Here is a 20,326-nt window from a genome sequence, read left to right as displayed (position 1 = left end):
TGCTTTTCGATTTGAGACCCATTGCAGCTAAGGAATGATCGAAAAAGAGGCTATACGCGTAAATACCTAACGCCTAAGATTGAGACGTGGCGGACGCTTGGGCGCCGCGAGCGCAAAAAGCAGTTGGGTGTTTCAAACAAAGATTTGTGTGACAGCAAGGCCCCCGTGGGCGCGGCAAAATGCCGCTGGGCGACCGGCTCGCCGAAGACCCTTCGAAGGGTGGCGGCTTCCCTTCGCGGCGCTACACTGAGAGTGCGTCCGGCTTAAACGCAGTCGAACGCGCTCCGAATCTGATTGACCGAGCATGTCCCCAGAAACCGCTTCGCACGTTCCGGGAACATGCTCTAGCGCTTGAGCTTTTGCGGCGCGGGAAAGGGCAGGGATTTCGCGCGGACTGCTATTGCCCGTTGAATTTATGGCGGTCTCGACAGGATTCGAACCTGTGACCTTCGGTTTAGGAAACCGCTGCTCTATCCTGCTGAGCTACGAGACCCGCTATTCATGTCTAGCCAAGGAGCGTATTTTTGCAAGGTTTTCTGTTTAGAATCTTTTTTCCGCCCGCCTGGAGATCCTGCGATGTTCGACTCCGTCCGCTTGCCTCATAGCCTTGATAAGCAACAGTTTGAAGAGGTTAGCGAGCAGTTGCGGGAGAAGCTGCTCGACGCGCAATTCGAGCTTCAGCAGCGCAAAAAGAAAACCATCCTGCTGGTCATCAACGGTTCGGACGGCGCCGGCAAGGGCGAGGTGCTCAACCGGCTCTACGAGTGGCTGGACGACCATTATCTCGAAACGCTCTCCTATGGCGAGCCGACCGACGAAGAGCGGGAGCGCCCGCTCGAATGGCGCTATTGGCGGGACATGCCGGGCTACGGCCGCATCGGGCTGGTGCTGGGCTCATGGCATCACCGCGCGCTGCTGCTGCGGGCCACGGGAAAGACCGGCCGCGACGGCTTCCAGGCGGCGCTCGAGGAAATCAATCGCGCCGAGGAAATGCTGTCCCAGGAAGGCGTGATCGTCGTCAAGGTCCTGCTTTTCATGGAGCAGGAAAAAGCCCACCGCCGCCTCACGAAAATAAGGAAGACCAGCGGCGCCCTGCGCCGCGCCACGGTCATCGAATGGGAGGACACGCTCAAGGGCAAGGAACGCCAACGCCTGACGCGAGCGGCGCTGGATATGGTGGAGAGAACTTCCACCGGCTATGCGCCCTGGGCGGTCATCGCCGCCGACGATGCGCGCTATCGCGACGCCGCCGTGGCCGATCTTCTGCTGCAGGCGCTGGAGCGCGCCAATGTCGAGACCGCTCCCGCGGCGCAGGCCGTTCCTCGCGATCCGGCCTCGCTCGTCGCTCTGCCTCGCTCCAGCCTGGTTGGCTCGCTGGACATGACGCAACGCGCCGACCCCGAGAGCTATTCCGACGAATTGGCCCGGCTTCAGAGCCGCATCACCGAACTGACCACCGGAAGAAAATTCCAGAAGCGGGGCCTCGTGCTGCTTTTCGAGGGCAATGACGCTGCGGGCAAGGGCGGGGCCATCCGCCGCGTGCGCGCCGCGCTGGACCCGCGCCAGTTCCGCGTCAACGGGGTCGCCGCCCCGACCGACGAGGAGCGGGCGCGTCCATATCTCTGGCGCTTCTGGCGCAATATTCCGCGAATCGGCCATGTCTCCATCTTCGATCGCAGCTGGTATGGACGCGTTCTGGTCGAACGGGTCGAGGGCCTGTGTTCGCGGGAGGACTGGATGCGGGCCTATCAGGAGATCAATGATTTCGAGCATCAGCTCGACCGGGCGCGGCTGAGCGTGGTGAAATTCTGGCTGGCCATCACTCAGGAAGAGCAGCTCAGGCGGTTCGAAGACCGTGAGGCGCGGCCCACCAAAAGATACAAGATCACCAAGGAAGACTGGCGCAACCGGGAAAAATGGGGGCTCTACGAAGAAGCCGCCAATGACATGATCGACCGCACCAGCTCACAGCGCGCGCCTTGGACCCTGGTCGAGGCCAACGACAAGAAATTCGCGCGGCTGAAGGTGTTGCAGACGATCGTCGACCGGCTCGAAGCCGAACTATAGGAGGGGTGGCCCGCGATCAGGCGGCCGCGAGAGTCACTCTGTTGCGGCCGGTCGTCTTGGAATTATAGAGCGCCTTGTCCGCGCGCCTCAGCAGCGCGTCCGGATTGGCGTCCGCGCCGCGCTCGGCGAGGCCCACCGAGATCGTGACGGGGATCGAGTTTCCCTTGGCGTCGATCAGGAATTGCTCCATCTCCACCGCCGCGCGGACTCTTTCGGCCACTTTGCCCGCGACGGCGAGAGAGGTGTCCGGCATCACGATGACGAACTCCTCGCCGCCCAGCCGGCAAACCAGATCGGCGCTGCGCACCACGCGCCGGATGCGCTGGGCGAGGCCTTTCAGCACCTCGTCGCCGGCGTCGTGGCCGTAGGTGTCGTTGACCGATTTGAAGTGGTCGACGTCGAGAATCATCAGCGACAGCGGACGTCCGTTCTGCGCCGCCTGATCCAGCTCGCTCGAAAGGTGGGTTTCGAGGTAGCGCCGGTTGTGCAGCCCCGTCAGCGCATCGACGATGGCGAGCTCGAAAGCGGCCTGGACATTCTCCCGCAACGTGTCGGCGTAGCGCTTGCGGCGCAACTGGGTGCGGACGCGGGCCAGCAGCTCGTTGCGGTCGATCGGGCGCAGAATATAGTCGTTCACGCCGAGATCGAGGCCGCGCAAGATCCTCGCCCGTTCTTCTTCTTCGGCGACGAGGAGGATGGGCAGCGCTCTGGTGCGCTCCAGCGAGCGCAGCTGGCTGCAAAGGCGCAGGGCGTCGAAATTGGCGAGAGCCAGTCCGACGATCACCATGTCGAAATCGCCTTCGGCCGCGCGAATGAGCGCGTCCTGCGGCACCCTCTCCACCTCGACCTCATGCACGCCCTCCAGGGCGGCGACGATGCGTTCGGCTGAACTGGCGCGATCTTCGACCAGCAGGATACGGCCGTTGTCGCCTGCGTTGGCGCGGACCAGATCGGCCGCGTCCTTGAGGCCGAGATTGGCGGAGGTGATGACTCGGGCGCGCAGTTCGTCGAGCATCACTTTGAGACGCGACAAGGATCGCACGCGAGCGATGAGCGCGATCTCGTCGACGGGTTTGGTCAGGAAATCGTCGGCTCCGGCTTCGAGGCCGCGCACGCGGTCGGCGGGCTGGTCGAGGGCGGTCACCATCACCACGGGCAGGTGGACGGTCGCCGGATCGGCCTTCAATCTGCGGCAAACTTCAAAGCCGTCCATACCCGGCATCATGACGTCCAGGAGAACGATGTCGCAGCGCCCCTGGCGGCACAGGTCGAGCGCCTCAAATCCGTTGGTCGCGGATATCACGTCGAAATATTCGGCCGTCAGCCGGGCTTCCAACAATTTGATGTTGGGAAGCAGATCGTCGACGATGAGCACACGCGCGGTCATGGTGCTTCGATCCTCTTACCTGTCAGCAAGAAATGAGTTAACCGTCTCTAGGAACTTGGCTACGGATATGGGTTTCGAAAGGTAAGCTTCACAGCCGCCCTGCCGGATTTTTTCCTCGTCGCCCTTCATCGCGAAAGCCGTGATGGCGATGACCGGAATGGTCCGCAGGTTCTCGTCGTCCTTGATCCATCGCGTGACTTCGAGTCCCGAGACCTCGGGCAGCTGGATATCCATCAAAATGAGATCGGGTCGGTGCTCCCGGGCGAGGTTGATGGCTTCGACGCCGCTCTTCGTCCGCAGGGTGACGTGGCCGTTTCTCTCCAACAGGTCGTTGAAGAGTTTCATGTTGAGTTCGTTATCCTCTACGATGAGGACGGTTTTCGCCATGGCGAGCGACTTTTCTTTCAACTGTGGATACATCTCGAACGTGTCCGATGGGCGCCCGAGGCCCTACGGCTACCTTTGTTGAGTTCGTGGTGTAAAGGAGGAAGATTGATGAAATGAGAATGGCAAACGATATTAGTACTCCCCACAGCTCCAGGTCCCGCGCCCTTCCCACTCGCGAAGAGGCGGAAACCCTCGGTTTGCAGGCGCTCGCCTTTCTGGTCGAGGAGAACGATCGAATTGAAAGGTTTCTGCGGCTGACCGGCGTCGACGCCGGCGACCTTCCGGCCTTGGCCCCACAGCCTTTGTTTCTGCTTGCGGTTCTGGACCATCTCGCCGGCCACGAAGCGCTGCTTCTCGAGTTCGCGCGTATTTCGAATGTCGCGCCGGAACTCATATCTCATGCGCGCCGCGCCCTGGGCGGGGGCGACCCGTCGTAGGGATCGCGGCGGGAGTCTGCCGGCTTTTGGGGGATGCGCTCGACCCCTGGAGCGATTGCGCGCCGGGCGCGCCTCAGGGCTTCACCGCGAAGCGGGCGGGGCAGGGCGATTCGCTCTTTCCCGCTGCGCTTCGGGCGCAAAGGCGGCGGCGCGAATGCTCGCGCGGATATCGTCCCGAGGCCGGTCAACCGGCCGCGGGAACGTCGGCGTCCCGCCAATCGAAGGTGACGACCTTGCCGTTCTCGACGGCGAGGGCGAGGCGACCGCGTTTGAGTTCGATGGCCTTTTCGCCGAAGATGATCCGGCGCCAGCCTCGCAACGCGCTCACGTCGGCGTTGTCGTCGTTGGCGATGGCTTCGAGATCGTCGACGGTGGCGATCATCTTGGCCGCCACCCCGGTTTCCTCGGCGACCTGGCGCAGCAGCACCTTCAGGAGCTCGACGGTGGCGCCGTTGTTGTTGCGTCTCTCGCGCTCGATGCGCGGCAGGCTGGAGGGATCGCGGGCGAGGCCGCGCTCGATCGCGGCCACGATATCGGCTCCCGACCGCGAGCGCTCCATGCCGCGCGGAAAGGCCCTGAGGTTGGCCAGGGCTTCGAGGCTGCGCGGAGCGGCCTGTGCGATTTCGAGCAGGACGTCGTCCTTGAGAACCCGCGAGCGCGGGATGTCGCGGCCCTGGGCTTCGATCTCCCGCCATGCGGCGAGCTCCATCAGCACGGCGAGGTCGCGGGGCTTGCGCGCCCTGTGCCGCAGCCTCTCCCATGCGTCGTCGGGATGCTGTTCGTAGGTCGCCGGCGAGGTCAGGGTTTCCATCTCGTCGGCGAGCCAGTCGAGACGCTTTGAGCGATCCAGCCGCGACAGCAGATGCTTATAGATTTCCCGTAGATGGGTGACGTCCGCTATGGCGTAGCTGACCTGGGCGTCCGAAAGCGGGCGGCGCGACCAGTCGGTAAATCGGGACGATTTATCCAGATTGACCCTCGTTACGCTCTTCACCAGCTCTACATAGGAAACCTGTTCTCCGAAGCCGCAGACCATGGCGGCGACCTGGGTGTCGAACAGGGGCTTGGGTATGATGCGGGCGAGACGCCAGACGATTTCCACATCCTGGCGGGCGGCATGGAAGACCTTGACCACTGATTCGTTCGACATCAGGTCGAAGAACGGGGAGAGGTCCATGCCCTCGGACAAAGTGTCGATCGCGACGGCTTCATCCGGGGAGGCGAGCTGAATCACGCAGACTTTCGGCCAGAATGTGGTCTCGCGTAAAAACTCGGTGTCGACCGTCACGAAGGGATGCTTCGCAAGACGGTCGCAAATCGCGGCAAGTTGATCGGTGGTGGTGACGAGGCTCATTGAATTTATTCTAAAGCATTTTTTGCGGGCTCTAAAGTCCCTTGAAGAGCGCCGCCGCCTCGGCGCTCCGGCGACGGCGCAAACGGTCGGGCTATTTCTCGCATTTGGGAACCGGAAGCAGCGTAAGCTCGGTCATTTCGCCGGCGAGCACGAAGTCGCCGTAGTCCAGCTTGAGCGCCCGGGAAACCCCGTTTTCATAGAGATCGAAGGACAGCACATAGGCCGGCTGCTGATCTTTCTGGCCGGTTTCGAAATAGGAGATGGACACCGGCCAGCGGCGCAGGGATTTGAGCGTCTCGATCTGGGACGGTTTCTCGGCGGCGGGGCCGGTCAGCGGTTTTCCGATGACGGCGAGCGTATCGTAGGGTTTGGAGCCGTCGCCCGAGCCGTCGAAAACCCGGGCTTCGAGCAAATTCTCACCGGCGCGCGCCGAGGACAGGATATTGCGCATATGTTCTGTCGGGAACAGGACCGGGCCTCCGAATTCGCTTTTGGCCCGATTCGGCCGTTTCAGCTCGATCGCGACTTTGGAGCTGGCCTTTTGGGCTGCGCCGTCCAGATCCTGGCCGGCGGAATCGCCCGAGCTGGTGGTGATCCTGAACCGATAGGTCTGTCCGTCTCCGGCCTCGAACGTCGCGGACTTCAGGTCCGAGACGCGCGCGGTCCCTTCTTCGGGCTGCAGCTCCGTGATTTGCCGAAAGTTCTGCACATAGCCTTCGCAGGCGGAGCCGCCGAAGTCGAAGGCGATGCGTCCATGGGCGGCGGTAGGGGCTTTCGCGCCCGTGCTTTTCAGAAGGCTCAATTCATAAACCGCACGGTGCGGAACGAGCGGCGGGGCCGGTTCGCCGCGGGCCGCGCCGCCACAGATTGCGAGGACGAGCGTCGAAAAAACCAGATAACGGGAAAAAGCCATTTAGCTCAGCCTTTGAACGCGGCCGGATCGCGCCGGTCGGCGATTGCATCGCAGAGCATATAAAACTACGGTCGCGGCGCGCAATTGCAACTTTGGGAGGCCAGACGATATGACAGCCGCCACGCACGATTCTCCGCTCGGACGGCTCCAGGCGCTCGGTCTGTCGCTGCCGCAGGCGGCGGCCCCCGTCGCCAATTACACGCCCTATTCCCGCGCCGGCAGTCTCCTGTTCGTATCCGGCCAGCTCCCGCTGCGGGACGGGGCGGTCGATCCCGCGCATCGGGGCAAGCTGGGCGCGGGCGTTTCGCTCGAAGCCGGGCAGGCGGCGGCGCGGCTCGCGGCCCTGAACGTGCTGGCGCAGGCGAGCGCCGCTGTGGGCGACCTTTCCAGGCTTCGGGCGGTGCGCCTCGGCGGCTATGTCAACAGCGCCCCGGATTTCGGCCAATTGCCTCAGGTGGTCAACGGCGCTTCCGATCTCGTCGCCAATGTTCTCGGAGAAAACGGGAAACATGCGCGTTTCGCCGTGGGCGTTGCGCAATTGCCGCTCGACGTGGCCGTCGAGATCGAGGGAATCTTTGAGATTCTGGAGTGAACGGCCGCAATCTGGATTGGCTCGTGTCGGTCCCCATCGCGCATCGCGGGCTGCATGACGCCGAAGCGGGCGTGGTCGAGAACTCCCTCGGCGCGGCGCGGGCGGCGGCGGCGGCCGGCTACGCCATCGAATGCGACGTGCAATTGAGCGCGGACGGCGAGGCCGTCGTCTTCCACGACGATCTCCTTGGCCGCCTCACCGGCGCCGCCGGGCGCGTCTGCGACATGACCGCTCGCGAGCTTGCCGCCTTGGCGCTCAAAGGCTCGGGCGAGGGCGTGCCGTTCCTCTCTGAGCTGTTGGAAGCGGTTCAGGGGCGCGTTCCGCTCGTCGTGGAGCTCAAATCCAGCTTCGACGGCAATCTCGCGCTGGCGCGCCGGGTCGGCGAGCTGCTCCTCGGCTACAGCGGCCCCGTCGCGATCGAGAGCTTCGATCCCGATCCGATCGCTTTCCTGCGCGAGCACCGTAAGGCGATGGGAATCGAGGCGATTCCGGTGGGATTGGTGGCCCAGGCCTTCTATTCCGAGAGCGAGTGGCCGGAGCTCCCGGCTTCGCGGCGCGTCGAACTCGCCCAGTGGCTGCATTTTTCGCGCAGCCGACCGGAGTTCCTGTCGTTCAATGTGGACGACCTGCCCCATGTGGCGGCGGTGCTGTGGCGAGAAGGGCTGAAGCTGCCGCTGACGGTCTGGACGGTTCGCGACGCCGAGCAGGCCGAAATCGCCGCAAAATGGGCGGATCAGATCGTTTTCGAGGGCTTCCGGCCGTAAAACATTTTCAAGCCGGGCGGAAACGCCTGACGACTTGGGAAAAGTGCGACCCTGCGAGGATTGGGGCGCATTCTGCTCAAACAGAGTCGAGCGCGCTCCAAACGCCCGTGATCATGCGTGTTTTGGGAGCCGTCCTGAAGCCGCCTTCAGCGTGGGCGCTGAAAACATTCGCGTTCGATTCGTTCATGGGCTATAGCCGGGCCAATTCAAAAAACAGCCGCCTGCTTCGCCTTTGCGCGTCCGTCCGCCGTCTTCGGCCGGCCGCGCGATTTTGGAACGATGCGGGCTCGACAAAGACAGAAAGCTCGGATCTCTCCGCCGCTCGAGGCGGAGCTACCGGCGCTCGGAGCAAATCATGGCAGGATTTTCCCGCTCGCGGGACGACGGCGCGCCCGTTCCCGGCGCAAGAATTCTCGTGGTCGTCGCGCAGTTCAACGCCGAAACAACCACGCTGCTGCGCCAGGGGGCCCTGGAGGCGCTCTCGAAGCTCGGTGCGGAGGCGATCGTGATCGAGGTCCCTGGAGCGCTGGAGATCGCCTGTGCGGCCGCCATCGCGCTCGACGCGGGCAAGGAGGCGGGCGCGCCCTATGACGGGTTGGTTGCGCTCGGCTGCGTCATTCGCGGGGAGACCTATCATTTCGAGATCGTGGCCAATGAGAGCGCCCGCGCCCTCATCGATCTTTCGGTCGCGATGCGGCTGCCTCTCGGCAATGGGATTCTGACCGTGGAAAACGAAGCGCAGGCGATTACGCGCGCCGATCCGGAACAGGGAAACAAGGGGGCGGACGCCGCCCTCGCGGCTCTCTCGCTGGTTCGCCTTGCAAGGGAAGCGGGGGCGCGGGCATGAGCGGCGTCGAACAGCGTTCCAGCGCCCGGCTCGCCGTCGTGCAGGCGCTTTACCAGATGGAAGTCGCAGGCAAGGGCCTGAACGAAGTTCTCGCCGAGTTCGAAACCCATTGGATCGGCCGCGAAATCGAGGGCGACCAGTACAAGCCGGCCGAGGTGGGCTTCTTTCGCGACGTGCTGCAGGGCGTTCTCGGCAACCAGAAGCTGATCGACCAGCAGATTCACGCCGCGCTTCAGGGCGGCTGGCCTCTCGCGCGCCTCGAGTCGGTCATGCGCGCGATCCTCCGCGCGGGGGCCTATGAGCTGCATATGCGCAAGGATGTGCCCATGCGGGTCGTCATCAAGGAATATGTCGACGTGGCCGGGGCTTTCTTCGGTCCCGTGGAGGCGGGCATGATTAACGCCGTGCTCGACCGGCTGGCCCGGGACACGAGATCCGAGGAAGCCGTTCGGAAAGGCGGGGCCTGAGACGCTGACCGCATCACGCGTTCGACCAGGGTAGGCGCATGGACCGGCGTTACACAGAGGACGAACTGATCGCAAAACTGTTCGCGCCTCTTGCCGGGCCCGCCGCGCTCGGCCTTATGGACGATGCGGCTCTGCTGCCGCCCTGCGTCAATCCGATGGTCGCGACCGTCGACGCCCTCGTCGCGGGCGTCCATTTTTTTCCGGAAGACCCGGCCGATTCGATAGCCAAAAAGGCGCTGAGGGCCAATCTTTCGGACCTCGCCGCCAAGGGCGCCGAGCCGATCGGCTTCCTGCTTGCCCTGGCTCTGCCGCCCGACTGGACCAATCAATGGCTGGAGGCCTTCGCCGCCGGTCTCGCCGAGGATTGCAAGGCTTTCGGCTGCCCGCTGCTGGGTGGCGACACCGTGGCGACGCCCGGACCGCTCACCTTGTCGATCACGGCGCTGGGCGAGGCGGCGCAGGGGAGCTTCGTCGGCCGGAGCGGGGCGCGGCCGGGCGACGCCCTGTACGTCAGCGGAACCATCGGCGACGCCGCCCTCGGCCTGCGGCTGCGGCGCGACGCGGCGTTGCGGGCCGGGCTATCCCCGAAGGCGCGGGATTATCTTCTGGAGCGCTATCTGCTTCCCCGTCCCCGGCTCGCGCTCGCGCCCCTGCTGCGGACCAGCGCCAGCGCGGCGATGGACGTGTCCGACGGCCTTGTCGGCGATCTCGCAAAGCTCGCAAGAGCCTCGCGCGTGGCCGCGCGGGTGACGACCAGGGACATTCCATTGTCGGAAGCCGCGCGAGAAGCCATCGCCATCGATCCGACCCTGTTCGAACTGGCCCTGACCGGCGGGGACGATTATGAAATCCTGTTCTGCGCCCGGGGGAACGCTTCAGAAATTGAAAGGCTTGCATCGGCTGCTTCCGCGCCCTGCGTCATGATAGGCGAGATCATTGCAGGAGACGGCGAGACGATATTCCTCGACGCCCAGGAAAACATCATGAAATTCAACCGATTGTCGTTCAGCCACTTTTGAGACGAGATTCAGCGTGGGCATTGCCGGAAGGCCCGCTTTCTGGCAAAGAAACACGCCTAAAATGGCGGCGCCCGCGATTCTAACCGCAAGGCGCCCAGTTTTGCTGCGCCAGCGCCTTGACCGCTTGCGAGGGTCCCGAATGCCAGGAGCGTTTTCCCATTGCATGGGCCGTGCGGGAAAATCTGGTTAACTCAAAAAGTTAGAGCAGGTTCAGGCAAAGATCGACCATTGTTCTCGACACTGCTCTCTAAAGGCCGCGCTAAAGCGGTCCTGAAAGAAAGGGCGAACCCACCATGGTGCTATTTTTAACCATCGTCTTCGGACTTCTGTCCGTCGTCTACGGGGTGAAAACCTCGCAGGAACTGCTCGCGGCGGACGCCGGCTCGCAGAAAATGCAGGAAATCGCGGGCGCGATCGCGGAAGGCGCGCAAGCCTATCTCAAACGCCAATATACCGCGATCGCCTATGTCGGCGGCGGCATTTTCGTCGTTCTGGTCGTTCTGCTCGGCTGGTGGGTCGCTTTCGGCTTTCTTCTCGGCGCGGTGCTCTCCGGAGCCGCCGGCTTCATCGGCATGAATGTTTCAGTGCGCGCCAATGTCCGCACCGCCCAGGCCGCCACGAAGTCGCTCGCCGAAGGGCTCGACATTTCCTTCAAAGCCGGCGCCATCACCGGCCTTCTCGTCGCCGGCCTCGCCCTGCTCGGCGTCGCGGTCTATTACGCCATTCTGACATGGTTCGGCGGCCACTCCGCCTCCGATCGCGTCGTGGTCGACGCGCTGGTCGCGCTCGGTTTCGGCGCCTCGCTGATCTCCATCTTCGCGCGCCTCGGCGGCGGCATCTTCACCAAGGGCGCCGACGTCGGCGCCGATCTCGTGGGCAAGGTCGAAGCCGGCATTCCCGAGGATGATCCGCGCAACCCTGCGACCATCGCGGACAATGTGGGCGACAACGTCGGCGATTGCGCCGGCATGGCCGCCGACCTTTTCGAAACCTATGCGGTGACCGTTGTCGCCACCATGGTCCTGGCTTCGATCTTCTTTGCCGGCCAGTCGGGCCTCTCCAGCGCCGTGATCTACCCGCTTGCGATCGGCGGCCTCTCCATCGTGGCCTCCATCGCGGGCACTTACTTCGTCAAGCTGGGCGCCAGCGATCTTCCGCTCGCCGAATATTTCGAGCCGCTCTTCGCCAAGCTCGGCGTCGGCGAAACCATCATGGGCGCGCTCTACAAGGGCCTCATCGCGGCGGGCGTCTTCTCCGTCGCCGGCCTGTTCCTGGCCACCACCTTCACCGTGGGCTGGGGCGAGATCGGCAAGGCGAACGGCGAAGCCATCCACGGCTACGGCCTGTTCCTTTCGGGCGTGATCGGCCTCGCCGTCACCGCCGCCATCGTGGTCATTACCGAATATTACACCGGCACCGGCAAGCGTCCGGTGGTCTCCATCGCCCAGGCTTCGGTGACGGGCCACGGCACCAATGTGATCCAGGGCCTCGCCGTTTCGCTCGAATCGACTGCGGCTCCGGCTCTGGTGATCGTGCTGGGCATTCTCTTCACCTATAATCTCGGCGGCCTCTACGGCACGGCGATCGCGGTGACGACCATGCTCGGCCTCGCCGGCATCGTCGTCGCGCTCGACGCCTTCGGCCCCGTCACCGACAACGCCGGCGGCATCGCCGAGATGTCGGGCCTGCCCAAGGAAGTGCGCCAGTCGACCGACGCGCTCGACGCCGTGGGCAACACCACCAAGGCGGTGACCAAGGGCTACGCCATCGGTTCGGCCGGCCTCGGCGCGCTGGTGCTGTTCGCCGCCTACACCAACGATCTCAAGCACTTCATCGAGACCGGCGTGCCTTTCTTCAAGGGCATCGACAAGGTCGATTTCGACCTCTCCAACCCCTATGTCGTCGCGGGCCTGATTTTCGGCGGCCTCATTCCCTACCTGTTCGGCGGCATCGCCATGACCGCTGTCGGCCGCGCCGCCGGCTCGGTGGTGGAAGAAGTTCGCCGCCAGTTCAAGAACCCGGGCATCATGGCCGGAACCGTCCGGCCTGATTACGGCCGCGCAGTCGACTTGCTCACCCAGGCGGCGATCAAGGAGATGATCATCCCCTCGCTGCTGCCGGTGCTGGCGCCGATCGTGGCCTTCCTGGTCGCCTGGCTTCTCGGCGGCAAGGCCAACGCCTTCGCCGCTCTCGGCGCGCTGCTGCTGGGCGTGATCGTCAACGGCCTCTTCGTCGCCATTTCGATGACCTCGGGCGGCGGCGCTTGGGACAACGCCAAGAAGAGCTTCGAGGACGGTTTCGTCGACAAGGACGGCGTGCGGCACGAGAAGGGCGGCGACGCCCATAAGGCGGCCGTGACCGGCGACACCGTCGGCGACCCCTATAAGGACACCGCCGGCCCGGCCGTGAACCCGGCGATCAAGATCACCAATATCGTCGCTCTGCTGCTGCTGGCGGTTCTGGCGCACTGAAACAGCCTGGGCTCTGGAGCGGCGGCGCAGAGACGGAAAAACAACCACAAGGGCGGGGGAAACCTCGCCCTTTTTGTTGGAGTGTTTTCGCTTTTTGCCGATCGCCAAATATACTCCGCCCATGAACCACTCGTTTTTCGATCTCCACACCCATGGCTTTCTGCGCGTTGCAGTCGCGGCGCCGAATGTCGCCGTCGCGGACCCGGCGACCAACGCCGCGCGCACGCTGGAGATGGCGAGACGAGCGCTGGGGCAGGGCGCCTCGATTGCGCTGTTTCCGGAGCTTGGGCTGAGCGCCTACGCCATAGACGATCTCCTGCAGCAGCGCGCGCTGCTCGCTGCGGTCGAGCGAGCCATTGCCGACATCGCCGAAGCTTCGCGCGGGATGAATATTCTGCTTGCGGTAGGGGCGCCGCTGCGCTGGCGCGAGCGGCTCTATAATTGCGCCGTGCTGATCCTGCGCGGAGAGGTGCTGGCCGTAATTCCCAAAAGCTTCCTTCCCAATTACCGGGAGTTCTACGAGCGGCGGCACTTTGCTTCCGGCGCCTTTGTCGCGGACGCCGAAATCGACGTCGCCGGGCGGCGCGCGCCTTTCGGCTCGGACATATTGCTGTCTGCGCGCGATGTTCCCGAACTGGTGGCGCATGCGGAAATCTGCGAGGATCTGTGGGTTCCCGTTCCGCCCTCGACCCGCGCCGCGCTCGCGGGCGCGACGGTGCTGCTCAATCTTTCCGCCAGCAACGCCATCGTCGGAAAATCCGACCAGCGCCAGATGCTCTGCGCTTCGCAATCGGCGCGCTGCATCGCCGCCTATCTATATTCGGCGGCGGGGCAGGGCGAATCGACCACCGATCTCGCCTGGGACGGCGAAGCCGTCATTTATGAAATGGGCGCGCTGCTGGCGAAGGCGCCGCGCTTTTCCGACCAGCCGCAGCTCGTCGTGACCGATATAGACCTCGGGCGGCTGGCGGCGGAGCGCCTGCGTCAGGGAACCTTCGGCGACTGCGCCGATCTAGAGGGGAACGGCGCGCTGTTCCGCCGGATCGGGTTCGACCTTGCGCCCGTCCGCGGCGACAAGGGACTGTTGCGCCCGGTTCAGCGCTATCCTTACGTGCCGGACGACGAAACCAGGCTCGCGGAACTATGCTTCGAGGCGGTCAATATTCAGGCGCATGGTCTCGAGCAGCGGCTGCGCGCCTCCCGCATCCAAAGGCTGGTCATCGGCGTATCAGGGGGGCTCGATTCCACTCACGCGCTGCTGGTCGCGGCCACGGCGATGGATTCTCTGGGCCTGCCCCGGACCAATATCCTCGCTTATACGCTGCCCGCCTTTGCGACGACGGAACGCACCAAATCCAACGCATGGGCCTTGATGCGGGCGCTGGGCGTGACGGCCCAGGAGATCGACGTCACCCCCGCCTGCCGGCAGATGCTCGCGGACATCGCCCATCCCGCGGCGCTGGGCGAGGCTCTCTATGACGCAACCTATGAGAATGTGCAGGCGGGCGCCCGCACCTCGCTGCTGTTCCGCCTCGCCAATCGCCACAATGCGCTGGTGCTCGGGACCGGCGATCTGTCCGAGCTTGCGCTCGGCTGGTGCACCTATGGCGTCGGCGATCAGATGTCGCATTACAATGTCAACGCCTCGGTTCCCAAGACGCTGATCCAGCATCTGATCCGCTGGTGCGCGCGCGACGCCAGATTTGGCCGGGAGACGGTGACCGTGCTGCAGGACATTCTCGCCACCGAGATTTCTCCCGAGCTGGTTCCGGGAGCGGAGGTCCAGCGCACCGAGGAGTTCGTCGGCCCCTACGCCTTGCAGGATTTCAACCTCTTCTACACGACGCGCTACGGCTACGCGCCATCGAAGATCGCCTTTCTGGCCATGCATGCCTGGAGCGACGCCGATGCGGGCGTGTGGCCTTCGGTCGTGCCGGCGGATAAGCGCCTCGCCTATGATTTGCGCGCGATAAAACATTGGCTGGGCGTGTTTTTGCGGCGGTTTTTCGAGACCAGCCAGTTCAAGCGCACGGCGATGCCCAATGGGCCCAAGGTCAGTTCCGGCGGGTCGCTCTCGCCGCGCGGCGACTGGCGCGCGCCGAGCGATTCCTCGGCAGCGGCCTGGCTGGCGGATTTGGACGCGATCCCGTGAGGCGCCGGTTGAGGCGGGAGAAACTCCGCCGGCGTCGCTATAGAAAGTAAGCTGCTTGAGGGAGAGATGGGTTACGAAACGACAATCGTGGATACAAGCGCGCCTGACCTAATTGTAAAGGCGATTAAACGCGTTAATTCGACACCGGGGCTCAGAATACAGCCAGGTATAGAAGCTCTTTGGGCTCTATATCAGGCCCCCGAGCATTCAATGCTTCGCTCCGATATCGAGCGCCAATTCGGAGCGTTTGATTTGCACTTCGGATGGTTTTGCCGTCGCGTTGCCGAAGAACTTGGTGCTGATCAGCTCGACGTATTGGCGTTAGTTGATTACCATGACGGCGAAGATGGTCAATTGCTCACTCTCAAATCCTCCGTCGTCGCGGCAATTGGCGGACTCAAAGCTATGTCTAAAAATCCAAACTGACTCGGTGACCTTCCGTTTGTCCGTTTGCTTTGATATCGAGAGCCTATTGATCGCCCTCGGCGCCGAGCGCTCAGAAGGGCGCGGCTCTCACATCCGGTTCCTGCTTGGCGGGGCTGAGGCGGTATTCCATCGCCCGCACCCCAAACCGGAAATCGATAAGGGCACCGTCGCTAATAAATCAGAGGCTCGAATTTCAAAGTCATTTCGCAAACCAATAAAGCTTGCCGTCGTTGCCTCGCCTCGTAATAAATCTGAATTATTTCTCTCGTTCCCATGGGATAAACCAATGGTTAAACGATAAAAGTATTGAAATGTCTGCGAAGATAATCTTCATGGGACCAGGATTTATGGTTTCCTGTACGGAGAAATCAAAATAACTGTCTACCTCAAGCCGGTCATGACGTAGATAAGAAGGCATTAGATGGGTCGAAATACGGCCTTTCGAGCAATCCATATCGCCATCTGCGGCTCCCTGGATTGACGGCCCATTTTCGAATCTCAGTTCGCATATACCGATGAACGGCTGAACCCCCCGCAACGGTATTATCCCAACGTTCGAAACTCGGAACGAAGTTGGAGACGTAGTCGATGGATCAAAGGCCCCAAGTGAAGACAGAGTTATACGAGGTAGAAAGGTTGCAGTGCCGGCCGCTGTACCAATTAGCGTTGCGAAAATAACAAATGCTCCCCACGCGACACGAGGAACTGAAAAAATTTCTTTTGTTTCTCTTTTGGGCTGTGTTCCCGTTGGCTTCTTTGTCTGAGATGTGGGTCTTCTTGGTTTCTGTTTCTTCATATCCATGAAGCCGCTTTTTGAATCCTATGCCTTGAAGATGCATCGAAGACAAAAGCTCTGAATGACTCGGATATAGCATTGGCTTTGGCTCTTCCCTTGGGAGCCCATCTGCCTCAGATTCTTAATCTACCCTGCTACCTATACGATAAAAAGAGCGGCAACGAGCGTATCTCGCACTACACCGCCGGAACCGTCATCGCGCCGGGGTCCGTTGGGACCGCCCCCAGCACCCTGTTGCCTTCAACCCTCACCGCGCCGGAGGCCGCGAGCCGCAGCGCCAGCGGATAGATCCGATGTTCCTGCCGCAGCACGCGGGCGCCGAGGCTTTCCGGCGTATCGTCGTCGAGCACGGGCACGGCGGCCTGCGCGACAATCGGGCCTTCGTCCATCTGCGGAACGACGAAATGCACGGTGCAGCCGTGGATTTTGACGCCGTCGGCGAGGGCGCGCTCATGGGTGTGGAGACCGCGATAGGACGGCAGCAGGGCGGGATGGATATTTAGCATCCTGCCGCTCCAGAGGTTGATGAACCAGGGCGTCAGCAGGCGCAAGAAGCCGGCGAGACAGATGAAGTCGATGCGATAGGTTTCGAGCACCTGCTGCATGGAGCGCTCGAATTCCTCGCGGCCGGCGTAAATCTTGTGATCGACCGCGGCCGTCGCCAGCCCCATCGCCTTGGCCCGAACCAGACCCTCCGCTTCGGGCCGGTTCGACATCACCAGCGCGATCTCGGCCGGAAAGTCCTTCTCCCGCGCCGCCGCGATCAGCGCGTCCATATTGGAGCCGCGCCCGGATATGAATATCGCCGTGCGCAGCCGCCTCACAGTCCCAGAGTCCCCTGCATGACGACCCGCTCTCCTTCCGGCGCCTCGATGATCTCGCCGATACGGACCGGGCTTTCTCCGGCGGCTCTCAGCGCGTTTTCGACTTCCTGCGCGTCGCCCTGCGACGCGACGACGATCATGCCGATCCCGCAGTTGAAGGTTCTCAGCATTTCCGCCTGCGAAACCCCGCCCGCCTCGGCGAGCCATTTGAAAACCGTGGGAACCGGGAAGGCGGAAAGCTCGAGCCGCGCCCCGAGCCCCTTGGGCAGGACGCGCGGGACATTGTCTGGAAAGCCGCCGCCGGTGATATGGGCGAGCGCTGCGATTTTGGAAGTCGCTTTGAGCGCCGCGAGCAGGGGTTTGACATAGATGCGGGTGGGCTCCAGCAGAGCCGCGGCGAGCGAACGCTCGGGCGCGAAGGGCGCTGGCGCGTCCCACGCTAGCCGAACGCGTTCGACAATCCTGCGCACCAGCGAGAAGCCGTTGGAATGCACGCCGGAGGAGGGCAGGCCGAACAGCGCGTCGCCCTTCGCCACTGCGCGCGGCAGAAGCCCGGAACGATTGACCGCGCCCACGGCGAAGCCGGCGAGATCGTAGTCGCCTGCAGCGTAAAGGCCGGGCATTTCGGCGGTTTCGCCGCCGAGCAGGGCGCAGCCCGCCGTCACGCAGCCGTCGGCGATGCCCTTGACCACGGCCGCCGCGGCCTCGGGCTCCAGCTTTCCGGTGGCGTAATAATCCAGGAAGAAGAGGGGCTCGGCGCCCTGGACGACGAGATCGTTGACGCACATGGCGACGAGATCGACGCCGATCGTATCGTGGATGCCGGATTCGATGGCGATTTTGACCTTGGTGCCGACGCCGTCATTGGCCGCGACGAGGAGGGGATCGACGAAGCCGGCCGCTTTGAGATCGAAGACGCCGCCAAAGCCGCCGATCTCGCCGTCGGCCCCCGAGCGCCGAGTCGCGCGGACGGCGGGCCGGATCAGATCGACCAGCCGGTTGCCCGCGTCGATGTCTACGCCCGCCTGGGCGTAAGTGAGGCCATTGTTTTTGTCCGGCATTTTTCGCGTCCCTCATGCGACGAGGAGGCCCGTCGGGCTGAGGGGTTAATGAGCGAAAGCAGCCGCGGGTGTCAAATGGGCGTGCGCCAGGGTCTCGCGGATTTTCCTTGCGATCTCTGCCCGGAGGCGACTTTGCCATTGATTTGGGCGTGAATTCTTATCGCTCGAACGATTCCGTTCGAGCGGAAAGCGCGCAAGCGTGCTTTACTCGTGAAAACGATCGCCCTTTCCTAGCCTGATTTCGCTCTTAACGATCCTGGCCTCGAGCTTTGCCACAAGGAACACCCATGGGCCGCCTTTCCGTCGACGACAATGAATTGCGCGCCGCGCTCGAGGCCGGCGTCATCGACCGGCCGACATATGAGCGTCTCGCGGAGTTCTTTAGCGCCGGGCTCGAACCTTCGGCGCCGGAACCCGATCCCTCGGCCCGCCGTTTCGATTTCGTCAATCTGCTCTGGTATCTCGGGGCGCTGATCGTCATCGGGGCGATGGGGCTGTTTTCAACCAACGCCTTCGGCCTCTGGGGCGCGGAGTCCCTTCTCTACACCTCGACGGGCTATGCGGCGGTCTTCGTCCTCGCGGGCTCCTATCTCTGGAAGCGCAAGGGCCTGCACACGCCCGGGGGCCTGCTGATCGTCTGCGCTGTGGGAATGGTTCCCCTGTTCATATTTGCGGTTCAGTCGCTCATGGGGGTGGACCCCACGCAATCGCTGCCCTACCGCGATTTTTACAAATGGATCAAATCGAGCTGGCTGCCGATGGAGGTCGGGACCATTGCGGCGTCCCTCGCGGCCCTGATCTTCTTTCCCTTTCCCTTCCTGGTCATGCCCATAGCCTTCTCGCTCTGGTTCATGTCGATGGACCTTACTCCCTGGATCGCGGGAGGCGAGAGCTTCACCTGGGACGATCGCGCCAAGGTGAGCATGGTTTTCGGCGCCGTGATGCTGCTCTGCGCCTGGGCCGTCGATCTGCGGCGCTGGCGCAGCGGCGATTTCGCCTACTGGCTGCATCTTTTCGGGCTCATGGCCTTCTGGGGCGGCCTCACCGAACAGCATAGTGGCGACGCCTTGGGCAAGGCCATTTACTGCGCGGTGAATGTGGGGCTGATCTTCCTGTCTCTTTACTTCATGCGCCGCGCCTACGCCGTGTTCGGCGGCATCGGGTTGACGCTGTACCTCGGTTATCTCGCCGACGAGGTCTTCCGCAATTCGATCGCCTTTCCCTTCGCACTTTCGGCCATCGGCCTCCTGATCATAGCGGCGGGTCTGTTCTTCCATCGCTTCGGCGATCGCATCTCGAAGGCGCTGGGCGGCGTTCTGCCCGCCTTTCTGAGGCGGCTCCGACCGGCCCATGCGCGCTTTTGCTCGTGACCCTCCGCGGCCCGCCCGCGCCGCGCGCGCAAAGCGGCGTCGTAAATCATTGCGCTGGAGCGGGCGGCGCGCTATATGAAGCACATCCCCAGCATGGATGAAGTCTCGTTACGCCCGCGCCGGATCGCGCGCGCTCTGACTCCCATGCTTGCAACGACTTTTGAGGAGTATTCCGATGAGCAACGCCCCGCTGATGCCCAAGGCGACCGCCGTCTGGCTCGTTGAGAATACATCGCTGACTTTCGACCAGATCGCGGAATTCTGCAAGCTGCATCCGCTCGAGGTGAAGGGCATCGCCGACGGCGAGGTCGCTGCGGGCATTCGCGGCCACGATCCCATTACCTCCGGCCAGCTGTCGCGCGAGGAAATCGGCAAGGGCGAGGCCAACCCCGACCATCGGCTGCATCTCTACGTCTCCAAGGTGAAGCTGCCGGAAATCAAGCGTGCGCGCGGGCCGCGCTACACGCCGCTTTCGCGCCGCCAGGATCGCCCGAACGCCATCCTTTGGCTCCTGCGCAACCATCCGGAGCTCAAGGACGCCCAGATCATGCGCCTCGTGGGCACGACCAAGACCACGCTGAAGGCGATCCGCGAGCGCACCCACTGGAATTCCGCGGCTCTTTCTCCCATGGACCCGGTCACGCTGGGCCTGTGCTCGCAGATCGACCTCGACTTCGAGGTCGCGCGCGCCGCCAAGGATCGTCCGGCCCATATCGAAGATCACGGCCAGACGCTGGCTCCCGCGGAATACACCACGCAGCCCCATTATGAGCCGGCGGCCACGGAGGAGGATGTTTTCGGAAAACGTGCGCCCGTGGCTCCGCCCGAGGACGACCATTTCGACGCCGACCGGGTCTTCGGGCGCCTCAAGGACCTCGATATCGAGGAATAGGCCGGACGCGGGCGAAACCTCGGCGCGAAGCGGACCGATGCTCCGCTGCGCCTGGGTGGCGGCCGAGACGGAGGGTCTCGGGCCGCGGCACATTTTTTGA

19 protein-coding genes and 1 tRNA gene are annotated in these 20,326 nt (G+C 63.3%); 13 read left to right on the top strand and 7 right to left on the bottom strand.

What is annotated here, in order from left to right; genetic code table 11:
* Positions 1-416: 416 nt before the first annotated feature.
* A tRNA-Arg gene (locus H2LOC_RS06755) sits at positions 417-493 on the bottom strand.
* An 83-nt stretch (positions 494-576) separates the two neighbouring features.
* Between H2LOC_RS06755 and pap the strand changes: the two genes are divergently transcribed.
* Positions 577-2,067 (top strand): polyphosphate:AMP phosphotransferase, encoded by a 1,491-nt coding sequence (gene pap, locus H2LOC_RS06750; RefSeq protein ID WP_162009709.1) that lies wholly within the window; start codon positions 577-579, stop codon positions 2,065-2,067.
* A gap of 16 nt (positions 2,068-2,083) precedes the next feature.
* Here the strand turns inward: pap and H2LOC_RS06745 are convergent, their stop codons facing one another.
* Both H2LOC_RS06745 and H2LOC_RS06740 read right to left on the bottom strand, forming a co-directional pair.
* A complete protein-coding gene (locus H2LOC_RS06745; protein WP_136495701.1) occupies positions 2,084-3,454 on the bottom strand; it encodes a PleD family two-component system response regulator in 1,371 nt (456 codons plus the stop codon).
* A 15-nt stretch (positions 3,455-3,469) separates the two neighbouring features.
* Positions 3,470-3,841 (bottom strand): response regulator, encoded by a 372-nt coding sequence (locus H2LOC_RS06740; protein WP_136495700.1) that lies wholly within the window; start codon positions 3,839-3,841, stop codon positions 3,470-3,472.
* 113 nt (positions 3,842-3,954) lie between these two features.
* On the opposite strand from H2LOC_RS06740, the gene H2LOC_RS06735 reads away from it, so the two are divergent.
* Positions 3,955-4,278: a DUF3572 domain-containing protein gene (locus tag H2LOC_RS06735; RefSeq protein WP_136495699.1), complete on the top strand. Its 324-nt coding sequence runs from the start codon at positions 3,955-3,957 to the stop codon at positions 4,276-4,278.
* Between the two features lie 184 nt (positions 4,279-4,462).
* Here H2LOC_RS06735 and rnd read toward each other — a convergent pair whose 3' ends face one another.
* Positions 4,463-5,632, bottom strand: coding sequence for a ribonuclease D (gene rnd, locus H2LOC_RS06730; protein ID WP_136495698.1), 1,170 nt, complete (start codon positions 5,630-5,632; stop codon positions 4,463-4,465).
* Between the two features lie 91 nt (positions 5,633-5,723).
* On the bottom strand, positions 5,724-6,545 hold the full coding sequence (locus tag H2LOC_RS06725) for a cell envelope integrity EipB family protein (RefSeq protein ID WP_136495697.1): 822 nt from the start codon (positions 6,543-6,545) through the stop codon (positions 5,724-5,726).
* Between the two features lie 109 nt (positions 6,546-6,654).
* On the opposite strand from H2LOC_RS06725, the gene H2LOC_RS06720 reads away from it, so the two are divergent.
* The 9 genes from H2LOC_RS06720 to H2LOC_RS06685 all read left to right on the top strand — a co-directional run bounded on the left by H2LOC_RS06720 (position 6,655) and on the right by H2LOC_RS06685 (position 15,584).
* The gene (locus H2LOC_RS06720) at positions 6,655-7,137 is read left to right on the top strand and encodes a RidA family protein (protein ID WP_136495696.1); all 483 of its coding nucleotides are present in this window, start codon (positions 6,655-6,657) and stop codon (positions 7,135-7,137) included.
* A gap of 23 nt (positions 7,138-7,160) precedes the next feature.
* Positions 7,161-7,901: a glycerophosphodiester phosphodiesterase family protein gene (locus H2LOC_RS06715; protein ID WP_246207038.1), complete on the top strand. Its 741-nt coding sequence runs from the start codon at positions 7,161-7,163 to the stop codon at positions 7,899-7,901.
* Positions 7,902-8,256: 355 nt separating this feature from the next.
* Positions 8,257-8,748: a 6,7-dimethyl-8-ribityllumazine synthase gene (gene ribH / locus H2LOC_RS06710; protein ID WP_136495694.1), complete on the top strand. Its 492-nt coding sequence runs from the start codon at positions 8,257-8,259 to the stop codon at positions 8,746-8,748.
* Positions 8,745-9,215, top strand: coding sequence for a transcription antitermination factor NusB (nusB, locus tag H2LOC_RS06705; protein WP_136495693.1), 471 nt, complete (start codon positions 8,745-8,747; stop codon positions 9,213-9,215). Before ribH ends, nusB begins: the two co-directional genes overlap by 4 nt.
* A 38-nt stretch (positions 9,216-9,253) precedes the next feature.
* Positions 9,254-10,234, top strand: a complete 981-nt coding sequence (thiL, locus tag H2LOC_RS06700; RefSeq protein WP_136495692.1) for a thiamine-phosphate kinase — start codon at positions 9,254-9,256, stop codon at positions 10,232-10,234.
* Positions 10,235-10,527: 293 nt separating this feature from the next.
* Positions 10,528-12,705 carry a sodium-translocating pyrophosphatase gene (locus H2LOC_RS06695; protein ID WP_136495691.1) on the top strand — a complete coding sequence of 726 codons (2,178 nt, stop codon included), beginning with the start codon at positions 10,528-10,530 and terminating at the stop codon, positions 12,703-12,705.
* Between the two features lie 121 nt (positions 12,706-12,826).
* Complete coding sequence (locus H2LOC_RS06690; protein ID WP_136495690.1) at positions 12,827-14,857, top strand: NAD(+) synthase; 2,031 nt, start codon at positions 12,827-12,829, stop codon at positions 14,855-14,857.
* Between the two features lie 66 nt (positions 14,858-14,923).
* A complete protein-coding gene (locus tag H2LOC_RS21500) occupies positions 14,924-15,283 on the top strand; it encodes a hypothetical protein (protein ID WP_202620598.1) in 360 nt (119 codons plus the stop codon).
* Entirely contained in the window at positions 15,192-15,584 is a 393-nt protein-coding gene (locus H2LOC_RS06685) for a type II toxin-antitoxin system HicA family toxin (protein WP_343040072.1), read from the top strand. Before H2LOC_RS21500 ends, H2LOC_RS06685 begins: the two co-directional genes overlap by 92 nt.
* Positions 15,585-16,255: 671 nt before the next feature.
* Here H2LOC_RS06685 and purN read toward each other — a convergent pair.
* Together purN and purM are read right to left on the bottom strand one after the other, a co-directional pair.
* Positions 16,256-16,903, bottom strand: coding sequence for a phosphoribosylglycinamide formyltransferase (gene purN / locus H2LOC_RS06680; protein WP_136495689.1), 648 nt, complete (start codon positions 16,901-16,903; stop codon positions 16,256-16,258).
* Positions 16,900-17,964, bottom strand: a complete 1,065-nt coding sequence (gene purM / locus H2LOC_RS06675; protein WP_136495688.1) for a phosphoribosylformylglycinamidine cyclo-ligase — start codon at positions 17,962-17,964, stop codon at positions 16,900-16,902. The genes purN and purM overlap by 4 nt, the downstream gene beginning before the upstream one ends.
* Before the next feature lie 287 nt (positions 17,965-18,251).
* Here purM and H2LOC_RS06670 point away from each other — a divergent pair, with 287 nt between their 5' ends.
* On the top strand, positions 18,252-19,334 hold the full coding sequence (locus H2LOC_RS06670) for a hypothetical protein (protein ID WP_136495687.1): 1,083 nt from the start codon (positions 18,252-18,254) through the stop codon (positions 19,332-19,334).
* A gap of 175 nt (positions 19,335-19,509) precedes the next feature.
* Positions 19,510-20,226, top strand: coding sequence for a DUF1013 domain-containing protein (locus H2LOC_RS06665; protein WP_136495686.1), 717 nt, complete (start codon positions 19,510-19,512; stop codon positions 20,224-20,226).
* Positions 20,227-20,326: the final 100 nt, after the last annotated feature.

It is taken from the genome of Methylocystis heyeri, from assembly GCF_004802635.2.
In the GTDB taxonomy this organism is placed as follows: domain Bacteria; phylum Pseudomonadota; class Alphaproteobacteria; order Rhizobiales; family Beijerinckiaceae; genus Methylocystis; species Methylocystis heyeri.
This window is presented reverse-complemented; position numbering and strand designations above follow the sequence as displayed.

Bases quoted from the DNA above. Each gene is read 5' to 3' on its own strand.
- pap (WP_162009709.1), top strand. From the start codon at position 577: ATGTTCGACTCCGTCCGCTTGCCTCATAGCCTTGATAAGCAACAGTTT.
- H2LOC_RS06745 (WP_136495701.1), bottom strand. From the start codon at position 3,454: ATGACCGCGCGTGTGCTCATCGTCGACGATCTGCTTCCCAACATCAAA.
- H2LOC_RS06740 (WP_136495700.1), bottom strand. From the start codon at position 3,841: ATGGCGAAAACCGTCCTCATCGTAGAGGATAACGAACTCAACATGAAA.
- H2LOC_RS06735 (WP_136495699.1), top strand. From the start codon at position 3,955: ATGAGAATGGCAAACGATATTAGTACTCCCCACAGCTCCAGGTCCCGC.
- rnd (WP_136495698.1), bottom strand. From the start codon at position 5,632: ATGAGCCTCGTCACCACCACCGATCAACTTGCCGCGATTTGCGACCGT.
- H2LOC_RS06725 (WP_136495697.1), bottom strand. From the start codon at position 6,545: ATGGCTTTTTCCCGTTATCTGGTTTTTTCGACGCTCGTCCTCGCAATC.
- H2LOC_RS06720 (WP_136495696.1), top strand. From the start codon at position 6,655: ATGACAGCCGCCACGCACGATTCTCCGCTCGGACGGCTCCAGGCGCTC.
- ribH (WP_136495694.1), top strand. From the start codon at position 8,257: ATGGCAGGATTTTCCCGCTCGCGGGACGACGGCGCGCCCGTTCCCGGC.
- nusB (WP_136495693.1), top strand. From the start codon at position 8,745: ATGAGCGGCGTCGAACAGCGTTCCAGCGCCCGGCTCGCCGTCGTGCAG.
- thiL (WP_136495692.1), top strand. From the start codon at position 9,254: ATGGACCGGCGTTACACAGAGGACGAACTGATCGCAAAACTGTTCGCG.
- H2LOC_RS06695 (WP_136495691.1), top strand. From the start codon at position 10,528: ATGGTGCTATTTTTAACCATCGTCTTCGGACTTCTGTCCGTCGTCTAC.
- H2LOC_RS06690 (WP_136495690.1), top strand. From the start codon at position 12,827: ATGAACCACTCGTTTTTCGATCTCCACACCCATGGCTTTCTGCGCGTT.
- H2LOC_RS21500 (WP_202620598.1), top strand. From the start codon at position 14,924: ATGGGTTACGAAACGACAATCGTGGATACAAGCGCGCCTGACCTAATT.
- H2LOC_RS06685 (WP_343040072.1), top strand. From the start codon at position 15,192: ATGACGGCGAAGATGGTCAATTGCTCACTCTCAAATCCTCCGTCGTCG.
- purM (WP_136495688.1), bottom strand. From the start codon at position 17,964: ATGCCGGACAAAAACAATGGCCTCACTTACGCCCAGGCGGGCGTAGAC.
- H2LOC_RS06670 (WP_136495687.1), top strand. From the start codon at position 18,252: ATGGGCCGCCTTTCCGTCGACGACAATGAATTGCGCGCCGCGCTCGAG.
- H2LOC_RS06665 (WP_136495686.1), top strand. From the start codon at position 19,510: ATGAGCAACGCCCCGCTGATGCCCAAGGCGACCGCCGTCTGGCTCGTT.